We start from the raw sequence: 11,340 nt of genomic DNA, 5'->3' as shown, positions 1-11,340 counted from the left end.
AATATTGATGGACCAATCTAAAAAATTAAGAAAAGTAATCTATTCGATAGATGAAGAGATGAAAAATAAATTCCCGGCCAAAACCACTACTGATGTATTACAGGATGAAATTGCTTATAGCCAGAAGCTCATCGAGGTAGTGGAAACAGAAGAGCGTATCACCCAATATCCAAAGGTAAAAGAGCAGTTAAATCTATTAATAGAAACGGTAGCTGATGATATCGAACAGTTAAGGATCTCCAAAGACCAAGATGCCAAGATTGGCCACAAGAGCGCTGACTCTTCTTTCTTTGGATACAAAACACATATTGCGATGAGTGAGGAGCGAATCATTACAGCTGCGACTATCACTACAGGTGAAAAAACGGACGGTAAAGAATTAAAGGCATTAATTGAAAAGAGCACGGCAGCTGGTATGGTGATTGAGACCGTGATTGGGGATGCAGCTTACTCAGAGAAGGGAAATATTGAATACAGTGAAGAAAATAACATTAAACTAGTCGCAAAATTGAATCCTTCAGTTACACAGGGATTCCGGAAGAAGGAAAAGGAATTTCAATTTAACAAGGATGCAGGAATGTACGTTTGTAAGGCTGGGCATTTGGCTATCAGGAAAGCTCGCCAGGGCAAAAAAGATGTAGGGACGAATCAAACCGATACCTATTACTTTGACGTAGAAAAGTGTAAGATTTGTCCCTTTAAAGAAGGCTGTTATAAAGAAGGAGCGAAAAGCAAGACCTATTCTGTCAGTATTAAATCCAATGAACATATAGAACAGGCTACATTCCAGGAGAGTGAATATTTTAAAGAAAAATCAAAAGAACGTTATAAAATTGAAGCGAAAAACAGTGAATTGAAACACAGGCACGGGTATGATGTTGCAAAATCCTCGGGTCTACTTGGCATGGAATTACAAGGAGCAATGGCTATTTTCACCGTTAACTTGAAAAGAATATTGAAATTAATGGCCTAAAAAAGTGACAAACAGAAGCAAAAAAAGACGATTTCCATTCAAGTACCGAATGAGAATCGTCTTTTTTTAATTTGATTTACCGTACTAGTTAGAAAAACGTGAGTTTTTCAGCAGCCTCAAAGATCGGGGTTATTTTTTATTTACTTGACGTCCACTTTTTTTGGGGCTCTGTGAACTTGTGTTTCCAATTTGAAATTCATTACCTAGTTCAACATCATTTCTTTTATCCTGTTTCTCGATTTGCTTTCTAGTTTGATCCTTGTTTTGCATCCCTTGTTTAGACAATACTTATCCATCTCGCTTTCAATGTTATTGCTTTTAATATGCGCAAGTATAAGGAGAATACTTATTATTTTTTAAAAAATTCTTGTCTTTAGTAACTTATCATTTAGACCTTGTTGAAATATCAGGTGCGTCAGCTTAAGATTGACTGTCTTTTAGATTTTTATTTGCATGTTATGCTTTTTCTAAAAATACTTTAACTTTTTGAAACTTTTTCTGAAGATATATTCCACTAATAGTTGAAAGGAGTTGAGAGAGAGAGATGGAGTTTGAGAATGATAAGATGGTTAAAAAAGCAATTAGGGGCAATAAAAAAGCTTTTGAACATCTCATAAAGCAGCACTATGAACGAATCTACCGGACTGCTTATCTTTATGTACATAACGAAGAGGATGCATTGGATGTCGTTCAAGAGACGACATATCAAGCTTATAAGAGTATTCACTCGTTAAAGCATCCAGATTACTTTATGACTTGGCTTACCAGGATCATTATCCGATGTGCTGGTCATATTCTCAAAAAAAGAAATAATATTGTGCCACTAACAGACGAAGTATTGTCTAATTTATCGGTAACCTATCATTCAGGTCATGACGAAGCAATAGATCTATTAAATGCGATCGGACAGTTAAAAGGGAATTATAGATCCGCCATTATTTTGTTTTACTACTATGATTATTCTATAAAAACTATTAGTGAAATCATGGAGATCCCCGAAGGGACTGTAAAAACTTATTTAAGTAGGGGGAAAGTCGAGTTAAAAAAGTCCTATAAAGATGAGGAGGGCAAATGCAATGGATAACAAAGAAGTAAAAAGTGCTATTGAAAAAATAGTTGTACCAAAAGAAAAAGTGTTTGACGCTATTGATAAAGGCTTAAAAATGTCAGGGCAAGGAAAGAAAAAGAAAGTTCTTGCAGGTTCAGCTGCTGCAGCTGCTCTTCTTGGAATCACCATTGCTTCTGGATTTGTTAATCCTACAATGAATAAAGTATTGGCTAATACCCCTTTAATAGGCGGGATTTTTCATGAATTCAATGATTCAATGGGTGTTGAACTTGCGAATCAAGATGCAGTTACAGAATTAAATCAATCCTTAACTAAAAATGGAGTGACTGTAAAACTCACCAATGCTTATTTTGATGGCAATGTGGTATCAATTACAGGATTTGTAGATGAAGATGTTGAAAAAGGGCATAACGAAAAAGGGGAAGTAAGCTTTGATATGAATTTTGAACACAACAAAGGGGATAATGACCCTTGGTTGAATGGAAAGTCGACAGATATTAGGAAGGTCAAGGGGGGATACAATTTCCAATGGAAAATGGAATATCCATATAAATCATTTAAGGAGAATTCTACTCTCCCCATAACTATTCATAATATTAACGGGATAAAAGGTGAATGGAATTTTGATATCCCAATTCAGCAAGAAAAAAACAGCACACTTGTTATTGATCAGGAGCAAGGATACACGGATGATGAGGTCAAAATCCGTATTAAAGAGATCCTCACCGCAAGGGTGTCATCTTCGCTTATTTATGAGACGGTGGAAAAATACAAAGATGATGAAATTTATATACTAAAAGCAATTGATAATAAAGGAAAAGTATATAGGTTTGGAAACGGAACATCTCTAGAGGGGACAGCACAAGAGGATGGATATCATAGTACTATTCGAACAAAAATGACCAAGATAAAGTCAAATATTAACTCACTTACTTTTTATCCGCAGCTTACTGTGGCGGACCCAAAAGTACAACAGCTATTGGACAAAAAATCGTTTACATTAAAAAGTAAACGATTCAATTTAGGCCTTCAGGTAAATGATATAACTAAAAAGGGCAGTAAACTTGTAATCGATTATCAATTTACAGGGCTCTCCAAGGAATTGAGTAAGCATCAGCTTGAATTGTTTGAAAATAACTTGCAATATGTATTCCTGCTAGTAGATAAAGAATATATTGGTAAAATCAATCCTGAAAATCCAGTACCACCTAAAAATCATAGTGTTCATCTGAATAAAGTGAAAACTATCGATAAAAAAGCAGCGCACTTCCAATCTACATTCGATTTAAATGGGGAAGAAAAACTTATGAACTTTAAGTTGGAAAATACAATTTTACAATTTAATTTTTCAAGCTTTTTCCCCGCTAAGGAATTACAACCATTTACTGTTGTACTTCCAGTGGGGAATGAATAAACAATTAAAGTAGCTCATTTTAGGAACCATATAGTTGACGAGTGGGATTCTACTAGTGCATTGAATAATTAGTAATATCGGGGCGGTGACTTATGTAAGTCACCGTCTTTTTTTTTATTAGTTAGAAGTTTGTGAAATGGTGTACTTAAACTACCGGGTGCGTTAGCTGAAGATCAGAGCTGTCTTTAAGGTAGCTCTTTCTTATAGAATTATCGGGGCAGGATAGTTGAAGAATGAACATGGTTTTTTATGGTAAAATTAACTTAATTATTTTCATTAAGGAGTCTACCTGCTATGAAATTAGATGATAAAAAGAAAAAGGTACAAATGAAATACAGAGAGGAAATAGGGGAAAAGAAAGAAGTCGGAAATCACAGTAAAAAAATGCTTGTTATTGTTACTACAATTATTATTATTCTAGTGGCATACTGGGCAAACTCCATTTTTTTAAAAGCCTTTTAACTGTTTTTAGGTTCTTTTAGAAGTCCGCCAAATGGTGGCCTTCTGATTGTAAAAAAAGAACCCTTAATTAACTATCGGGGCAGTTTAGTTCAAGAAGCGTAATTTATTCGTACTGTGAATTAATTGCAATACATTTTGCTACCACTCTTTATGAAAGTAATATTTAATGCTGAGGTGGTGTTTATGAAAAAAATATATTTGATCCCTATTTCTATACTTCTTGCAGCTCCATTATCATCGTTTCTTAGTGCTTCAATTGATAGTTTAATATCTTTAAATGAAGATCTTCCAAAAGATGAAAATTTCCCTTTTTTAAATGGAGTAATTATTGGCACAATATATGAATTAGCAATATATTGCATTATTGGTATTCCTGTAACTCTAATTATTGATACCATAACTTATTTTTTGGGTTTACATACAAACTTAAAAGTATATCTTTTACAATTTTCTTTGTATACCATTTCTGCAATCACTCTTGCCTACATATTAGACTCTGATAATTTTTGGGCTTATTTAACGGTAGGAATAGCAGTACATACCTATTTTCATATATTGTTTTTTTTGAAAAAAACTAATAGCAAACCTTAAACAGAATCTATGACGAAATATTGGTAAACTCTTCTTATAGAACTAACAGGTGCGTTAGCTGGAGAGCAGAGCTGTCTTTAAGGCAGCTTTTCTTATGGAACTATTGGGGCTGGATAGTTCAACAAGGAATGAGTTACCAATACATAAGTTCTGATATTTTGAGATAATCAAAAGATATCTAGACTTGTAAGGTAAGGGGGAAAAGATGAAGAAATATATTTCGTTAAACTTAATTTTGTTTATTGTATTTTTGGTAGGAACCATACTTACGATATTTATAATATATAAGGATATTGATACTTCGCTTTCTTTTAAATTTATCATAGGATATTTAATTTATCTTCTTCTATATGGTGTGTTCTCCATCTTTTTAGTTATTGCGAATACAAGAAAGTTAAATTGGATTCAAATAAGAAAAAGGCTTTTTACGTTTATTACTTGGTTTATTTCTTTAAGTGCTTTGAACTACCTTCTTTCTTATTTTTTTAAACGTTCGGAAATGGAGGTTTGGGATCTAGGTATTCCTTTGGGTGTATCATTTGGATTGGCTTTTTTTGATTTAATGTCTTGGAAAAAGAAAGACTAAAGCATTGATGTTTTTGCTAAAGAATTCTTTATTGAATAAGGGCTAATGCCTTTTTGTCTTTTACAAACGTGTGCGTTAGCTGAAAATCAGAGCTGTTTTTAAGGAAGCTTTTTCTTTATGCAATTAAAGGGATAATAACCTGATATTATTAGCCCATTCCTTACCCAATCTTCCTGCATAAACTAATTAAACGCCATTAGATTGTGAAGGAGGTGATAACTTGGGAGAAAAAGAAGGATCAAACGCCTCTAATAACCATTCTCACTGTTTTGAACCATTCATAAGCCCGAACCCTGTTACTTCATTTAATCCTGTTCAACGTTTTCCTGAAATTGATAAAACAGCTTTTGTAAGTCAGTTTTCCAGTGTCATAGGGGATGTTACAATTAGAAACAATGTTTTTGTAGCTCCTAATGTAAGCATACGTGCGGATGAAGGAACCCCTTTTTATATAGGTTCTAATACAAATATCCAGGACGGGGTGATTTTACATGGTTTATTAAATAAAAGGATCACATCTGGAAAAAAGAGGTATTCTATCTTCATTGGAAATGAAGTGACCATTGCTCATGGTGCCCTTATACATGGTCCATGTTATATAGCAGACGAAGTATTTGTTGGTTTTAATTCGATTGTTTATACTGCAATTGTAGGGAGAGGCTCATTTATTGCTTATAATGCAGTAGTAACAAATGGCGTTCGAATTCCACCTGGCAGGTTCGTACCACCTGGTGCTAATATTGATTCACAAGAAAAAGCGGATGCACTTTCGCCCGTACCAAAGGATGATAAGGAGTTTGCATATGAAGTTCAACGAGTCAATCAGGAATTCCCCGCATCTTATCATCTGTTATTTGGGAAAAACCGTTGCTCATGCGGATTTGCCTATTGATAATTTACACTTACTTTAAGTGCTATTTTAGACGTATATTATTTTTATTACTTTTTATTTGTTTTGTCGTTTTTTGTCCTCGAAAAAGACGTATAGATGTGTCCGCCCAAAGTTTCGGTATTTTGTAAACAAAGCAAAATCTCAACAAAAAAGGCATTTCCTGGCGTTAGGAAATGCCCTTTTTTATTTCTCTAATTGTCCTAAAGCATCTGCTGAAAAAAGAATCAACTGTAGCTTTAAAGTAAAGATTGATCAAACGATCCTCTTGAATCCCGTAATTTCTAAAAATCATTGCCGGATCGACTGCATAATTCGTGCGAGTTCTTTTTCTAAAACAGCGGGCTCGTTTGCGTAATTGTAAATCCCTAAAAACTTCTCTATTGCCTCTGGATGGGAACTGATTAGTTTGTTGACAGCATCCTGTTGTTCAGATATTTGTTCATTCTTCGAAATTTGGCATCCCATGTGAAACCGAACCATAAACTCATCTTCTATTTCCTTTTGATATTCTTCAGACATTTGATTTGATTGATCGGATTGTCCCTTATATTTTGATAGAATAGTGGATAATATACGTGCTCCACATATAGCATCATGGATACCCTGCGCCATGCCAGGATCTTTAAAACAAACTGCATCTCCAACCAATGCCCATCCTTTTCCCATTCCTTCATACCAGTAATTGTCATATCCGAGGATGCCTTTGACCGGTTCCACTAGTTCGGCATTTTTCAAGCGCGCCCCAATTGTTGTATTCGGAAAGTTATCTGTTAAGAGATTCCGTAGACAGCTTTCCGGATTTAATTTCAACCGTTCTATCAATTCCTTATTTTCTAATGGGAAAATGCCGGTAATAACATATAAGTCATCATTCGTCGGAAAGAGAATGGCTGTGTTTTCTTTTCTTTTGTATACTTCAAATTTAGGGACATTATCGTGGCGAAATCCAGAGAAATACCCGAAGTAAATGCCGACTGTTGCCGGAATGCTTATTTTGAGTTCACTGTTTACCAGCTTGCGAATAATAGAGGATCGGCCGTCTGCCCCGACTACAAGGCGAGCTAAAAATTCTTGTTTCTTGTTGTTGCCGTCTAAACCTTTCACGCCTATTACTGTTTCGTCATCACGGATGACATCCGTCACACGGAACCCTTCTAAAACGGTTACATTCATTTGAGATTTGGCTTGTTCCAGTAGGATATGATCGAGATAAGTTCTTCTAATGCAATAACAACTGTCCTCTCCAGAAACCTCAGGGATGGGACCTTCTATCACGGTATCCTCAAATTGAAATTTAATATCCCGTACCGGTGGTGCTTTTGTTTCCAATAACTTGTCTAGGACCCCTATTTCTCGAAGAAGAGCGACAGTATTATTGAAAAATGTATGGGTTGATAATGTGTCCCTTGGAAAAGTCGATCGGTCCACCAACAACACATGGAAACCTTGCTTAGCAAGGTAAATTGCCAAGGTAGAGCCGGCACATCTAGCACCGGTAATGATGACATCATACGTCTTATTCATCGTATCACTCCATTTTCAAGTACAATTATTAACTTGCTTATTCATTAGCAGAGTTCTGAAGTTAAAGTAATTGATAAGAATATACTACATACATAAAGTATGGAAGTTAAAATGAAATAAGTACAGAAAATTCCCAGTTGATATACAATTAAAAAGAATTTGTGGTGAAAATCGGAATGCTAATTCAGGTTAGTTTCTCGAATTTTAATGGAGGTTTACTGAAGATCAGAGCTGTCTTAAGGCAGCTTTTACTTTAAGGAGCTATCAGGGAAGACTTGTTGAACAATCTATATAGACACTAACTAAACATGTAATGGAAAAAGGAATTTTTGACGGTTATGTGAACAGGTAGGATTAGCAACTAGAAATAAAGAATACCTATTTATCAAAAAGGGGGCTTCTTTAATGGAGAAAGAAATACTGCCTGTAAAATGTTTGTGCTGCAAAAAAGAATTAGACGCAATAGACTTGGTCATCATCAATGAATCACTTCAGCTGACGCATATTCAATGCCCTGATAAAGGAGAAGAAGCAATTATTGATGTAGGATATTTTAATGCTGTATCCCGAAAATACCTGACCTGTACTCCTGAAAAAACCCCTATAGGTAGGGGCATGTAAAGTCCATCGCTGTGCATTTTCGGCAAAAACCTTCTACAACTAAGGTATGTTAGCTTAAGATCTCTTTAAGGCAGCTTTTACTTTATGGAACTAAAGGGGAAGTTTAGTTTATTAAGATACCTTCCATCTGTTTAATTGAGTGCCAGCATGTTATAATGGTTAACTTAGGATAATTACTACTTTTACTTATAATTGAACGGATGCCAAGAAAAGCCTCCGCAAAGCGATAAAATATGGAGGTGTAAGAGAATGAATAAACAATGGACGATTGGTAAAATTAAAGAATTTGTTGAGAAAAATTCGGAAAGTAAGTTGCTATCGACGGAATATCACGGTTTTTCCCAAAAGTTACTATTTAAATGTACATGTGGTAGCAACTTTGAAAAAACATTTACGAAATTTAAAAATAATAAACAACGTAAATGTGACGTGTGCCAACCGCCTAAAGCGACACGATAACGTATAGCGAATAAACGAAGTGCCGATTTCTATTAAAAAGAAATTGGCACTATTTTTATTTTATAGGGGGAATAAAAGTGATTTTCACTAAGGGCAGGTTTAAACAAATATTCCTTCATAAACTAACGGGTGCATTCGTTGAATATTGAGCGATCTTTAAGGTAACTTTTTCTTTATGCAACTGTCGGGGCAGGATATTTGGATTGCCTGCCAAAGAATAGGAGCGGTTTGTATTTATGGCAATAACAAAGAAAAGATTCTTCATTAGTTATGTAGTGGGTTTCATACTCATGTATATTGCAAGCTCTGGTCTGCAATATTTCAGGGGGCAAACGATAAATTGGTTAGGGAATTTAGCATACGCATTCTGTTTCGTAGCATTTCATTCCCTTTTTAGTTGGTTATTTAGAGATTTTGATAAGAAAAAAGTCGATCACTAATACATAGTTTGTGTTAACAAGTAATAATATTTAAAGGAATAATTCATTCTGATAAAGAATATAAAAAAACGTGATGATAAGGAGGCGATTGTATGGCAAATCATGTAGAAAATCTATATAACTATCATGTATGGGCAAATCAACGGATTATTGATCATCTTAAGACACTTTCCCCTGAGAAATATCAAAAGGAAATGAAAAGTGTCTTTTCTTCTATTTCAAAGGTTTTATCTCATCTCTATTTGGTGGAATATGGATGGCTTAATACCCTCGAGGGTCAGAGTATGAATGAAGCAATGCAATCTTCATTTCAAATTCAAGAAAAGATTGAGAAACTGCCAATTGAAGACTTAGAAACGGAATTTCACTCTTTAACATCTCGGTTTAAATCCTTTTTGAACAGACAGGAAGATATGGAACAGAGAATAATGTTGGATAATCCATGGGCAGGATTAAGAGAAACAAGTATATCTGAAATGGTCTTACACGTTGTGAATCATGGAACCTATCATAGAGGGAATATTTCAGCTATGTTACATCAGTTGGGTGATTCTTCAGTTATGACTGATTATGCTTTTTATTGGTATTCTTGAAATATTATTCATTATAAATAGGCAAGAGAAGAGTAATTCATTTTTTCTTCAAAAATGTGACGTTAGTTGAGGATCGAGAGATGTTTACACAGATCTTTCTTTGAGCTAACGAATAACTTTAATCAAACAATTGTTGCTCCAAAGTAATCTCACTCTTCTGCGATATTTAACATTACCAGCAAGAATAAGTTAATTGCCTCCACAATACTGGCTAACGGGTGCGTCCGCTTAAGATCGGAGCTGTTTTTAAGGCAGCTTTTCCCTATGCAACTATCGGAGGTGATTAGTTGCATAGGGGAAAGTGGAAGGTTAATCCAATTAATAGTATAGTCATATGTACTAGATCCTTTTTGTAGTCTATTCCTTGATCGAAGAATAATTCAGGTGAGGGGGATTGTACCAAATATTTTACATTGCTTTTATTTTTCGAGAAAATAAAGGTACAATTAATACTTATATAGCTTATTAATGATAAAAGATAATGAGGTAGGATAAAAATGATTGCAAAAACAGAAGAAGATTTTAATGGTTTGAAGGAAATTGGCAAAATTATTGCTTCCATTAGAGATGAATTGGTACAAAGGACAATTCCTGGCATAACGACCAAAGAACTTGATGATATAGCCGGAGAACTTTTAGAAAAAGCAGGTGCAGTGTCAGCTCCAAAAGGTGTATATGATTTTCCTGGCTATACCTGCATTAGTCTTAATGAAGAAGTGGCACATGGTATTCCGGGTCATCGGGTTATTCATGAAGGGGATCTAGTAAATATAGATGTATCTGCTTCAAAGAACGGTTATTTTGCAGATACAGGAATCTCATTTGTGGTAGGGGAAGGAGAAGAAGTATTAACGAAAATATGCGACGTTGCTAAAAAGGCATTTGAAGCAGGTCTTAAGAAAGCAAAACCCGGTTCCAAAAAAAGCAGAATCGGCAAAGCAGTATTCGAAACAGCGAGACAACATGGATTCACTGTTATCAAAAACCTTACAGGACATGGTGTTGGACGTAGAATACACGAAGCACCTGACCATATTTGCAATTATTATGATCCATGGGATAATGAAATATTAAAGGAAGGGATGGTTATCGCATTCGAACCATTTATCTCAACCTTTGAAGAAGAAGTGCTCCAAAAAGAAGACGGTTGGACCTATGCTACAGAAAAAAGCTATGTAGCTCAATTGGAACATACGATTATCCTTACTAAAGATGGTCCGATTATTGTCACACTTTAATTCAAGCAAGGATTCGATTGGTGTATCCCACATCAACCTACTTAAATAAGGGAGTTGCTTTGGCAGCTCTTTTTCTAATGGAAGCAGGATAGTTGAACAATGACTTGAAGAGAGTAAATCCTTTATAGCTGATTAAGTGATTCTATTATAATGGAGATAATGAAGCTTGAAATCATAAGGTGGGTAAAAAAATTGAAGTGGGAAAATGTTGCATACGGTTTTACAATATTCATTGCATTACTCTTTCTTGAGCCGTATCTTGATAAAATGGGCATCTCCTATTGGCTTAAATTTTTGTATATTATAGTTGTAGTTTTGTGCATTAATTTTACTTTATCTAAAATCAAATTCCTCCAGAAAACGGTAACAAAAAAAGTAGGCTGGTCGACTTTGATTACAGTAATGATTTTCGTAGCTGTTTTGGTTAATTTAATCAACTAAGGATGCTTTACTTCGTTAAGAAAGGTTGCTGCGGCAG

Annotated in this window: 14 protein-coding genes; 12 read left to right on the top strand and 2 right to left on the bottom strand. The window is 34.9% G+C overall.

The features are described from left to right. Window positions 1–973, top strand: a 973-nt coding sequence (locus SB775_RS20015) for a transposase (protein WP_410862949.1), incomplete at its 5' end; no start/stop codon positions are given. A gap of 129 nt (window positions 974–1,102) precedes the next feature. Here the strand turns inward: SB775_RS20015 and SB775_RS20010 are convergent. Further along, window positions 1,103–1,258: a hypothetical protein gene (locus SB775_RS20010; RefSeq protein ID WP_170974108.1), complete on the bottom strand. Its 156-nt coding sequence runs from the start codon at window positions 1,256–1,258 to the stop codon at window positions 1,103–1,105. 259 nt (window positions 1,259–1,517) lie between these two features. On the opposite strand from SB775_RS20010, the gene SB775_RS20005 reads away from it, so the two are divergent. From SB775_RS20005 to SB775_RS19980, 6 genes are all read left to right on the top strand, one after another. After that, window positions 1,518–2,057, top strand: coding sequence for a sigma-70 family RNA polymerase sigma factor (locus SB775_RS20005; RefSeq protein WP_410862947.1), 540 nt, complete (start codon window positions 1,518–1,520; stop codon window positions 2,055–2,057). Then, window positions 2,050–3,456 (top strand): DUF4179 domain-containing protein, encoded by a 1,407-nt coding sequence (locus SB775_RS20000; protein ID WP_410862945.1) that lies wholly within the window; start codon window positions 2,050–2,052, stop codon window positions 3,454–3,456. Before SB775_RS20005 ends, SB775_RS20000 begins: the two co-directional genes overlap by 8 nt. Window positions 3,457–3,750: 294 nt before the next feature. Then, the gene (locus SB775_RS19995) at window positions 3,751–3,918 is read left to right on the top strand and encodes a hypothetical protein (RefSeq protein ID WP_410862944.1); all 168 of its coding nucleotides are present in this window, start codon (window positions 3,751–3,753) and stop codon (window positions 3,916–3,918) included. A 183-nt stretch (window positions 3,919–4,101) separates the two neighbouring features. Next, the gene (locus SB775_RS19990) at window positions 4,102–4,509 is read left to right on the top strand and encodes a hypothetical protein (RefSeq protein WP_410862942.1); all 408 of its coding nucleotides are present in this window, start codon (window positions 4,102–4,104) and stop codon (window positions 4,507–4,509) included. Between the two features lie 205 nt (window positions 4,510–4,714). Further along, window positions 4,715–5,095 carry a hypothetical protein gene (locus tag SB775_RS19985; protein ID WP_410862940.1) on the top strand — a complete coding sequence of 127 codons (381 nt, stop codon included), beginning with the start codon at window positions 4,715–4,717 and terminating at the stop codon, window positions 5,093–5,095. Window positions 5,096–5,315: 220 nt separating this feature from the next. After that, window positions 5,316–5,987 carry an LbetaH domain-containing protein gene (locus SB775_RS19980; RefSeq protein WP_289319564.1) on the top strand — a complete coding sequence of 224 codons (672 nt, stop codon included), beginning with the start codon at window positions 5,316–5,318 and terminating at the stop codon, window positions 5,985–5,987. A 288-nt stretch (window positions 5,988–6,275) separates the two neighbouring features. On the opposite strand, the gene SB775_RS19975 is transcribed toward SB775_RS19980, so the two are convergent. Continuing rightward, window positions 6,276–7,511 carry an NAD(P)/FAD-dependent oxidoreductase gene (locus SB775_RS19975; RefSeq protein WP_410862939.1) on the bottom strand — a complete coding sequence of 412 codons (1,236 nt, stop codon included), beginning with the start codon at window positions 7,509–7,511 and terminating at the stop codon, window positions 6,276–6,278. Between the two features lie 405 nt (window positions 7,512–7,916). On the opposite strand from SB775_RS19975, the gene SB775_RS19970 reads away from it, so the two are divergent. The 5 genes from SB775_RS19970 (at window position 7,917) to SB775_RS19950 (ending at window position 11,303) form a co-directional block, all read left to right on the top strand. Further along, complete coding sequence (locus tag SB775_RS19970) at window positions 7,917–8,132, top strand: hypothetical protein (protein WP_410862937.1); 216 nt, start codon at window positions 7,917–7,919, stop codon at window positions 8,130–8,132. Between the two features lie 249 nt (window positions 8,133–8,381). After that, the gene (locus SB775_RS19965) at window positions 8,382–8,591 is read left to right on the top strand and encodes a hypothetical protein (RefSeq protein ID WP_061465106.1); all 210 of its coding nucleotides are present in this window, start codon (window positions 8,382–8,384) and stop codon (window positions 8,589–8,591) included. Window positions 8,592–9,123: 532 nt separating this feature from the next. Further along, window positions 9,124–9,624: a DinB family protein gene (locus SB775_RS19960; protein WP_410862935.1), complete on the top strand. Its 501-nt coding sequence runs from the start codon at window positions 9,124–9,126 to the stop codon at window positions 9,622–9,624. A gap of 497 nt (window positions 9,625–10,121) precedes the next feature. After that, window positions 10,122–10,862: a type I methionyl aminopeptidase gene (gene map, locus SB775_RS19955; protein WP_061465100.1), complete on the top strand. Its 741-nt coding sequence runs from the start codon at window positions 10,122–10,124 to the stop codon at window positions 10,860–10,862. A 192-nt stretch (window positions 10,863–11,054) separates the two neighbouring features. After that, entirely contained in the window at window positions 11,055–11,303 is a 249-nt protein-coding gene (locus SB775_RS19950; RefSeq protein WP_410862933.1) for a hypothetical protein, read from the top strand. Window positions 11,304–11,340 lie beyond the last annotated feature (37 nt).

This window comes from Peribacillus sp. SIMBA_075 (genome assembly GCF_046534585.1).
Note: the sequence above shows the minus strand (reverse complement) of the source record. Positions and strands in the feature narration are given on the sequence as shown.

Coding starts and splice junctions, on each gene's coding strand:
- map (WP_061465100.1), top strand. CDS start 10,122: ATGATTGCAAAAACAGAAGAAGATTTTAATGGTTTGAAGGAAATTGGC.
- SB775_RS19995 (WP_410862944.1), top strand. CDS start 3,751: ATGAAATTAGATGATAAAAAGAAAAAGGTACAAATGAAATACAGAGAG.
- SB775_RS19975 (WP_410862939.1), bottom strand. CDS start 7,511: ATGAATAAGACGTATGATGTCATCATTACCGGTGCTAGATGTGCCGGC.
- SB775_RS19960 (WP_410862935.1), top strand. CDS start 9,124: ATGGCAAATCATGTAGAAAATCTATATAACTATCATGTATGGGCAAAT.
- SB775_RS19970 (WP_410862937.1), top strand. CDS start 7,917: ATGGAGAAAGAAATACTGCCTGTAAAATGTTTGTGCTGCAAAAAAGAA.
- SB775_RS20005 (WP_410862947.1), top strand. CDS start 1,518: ATGGAGTTTGAGAATGATAAGATGGTTAAAAAAGCAATTAGGGGCAAT.
- SB775_RS19990 (WP_410862942.1), top strand. CDS start 4,102: ATGAAAAAAATATATTTGATCCCTATTTCTATACTTCTTGCAGCTCCA.
- SB775_RS19985 (WP_410862940.1), top strand. CDS start 4,715: ATGAAGAAATATATTTCGTTAAACTTAATTTTGTTTATTGTATTTTTG.
- SB775_RS19965 (WP_061465106.1), top strand. CDS start 8,382: ATGAATAAACAATGGACGATTGGTAAAATTAAAGAATTTGTTGAGAAA.
- SB775_RS20000 (WP_410862945.1), top strand. CDS start 2,050: ATGGATAACAAAGAAGTAAAAAGTGCTATTGAAAAAATAGTTGTACCA.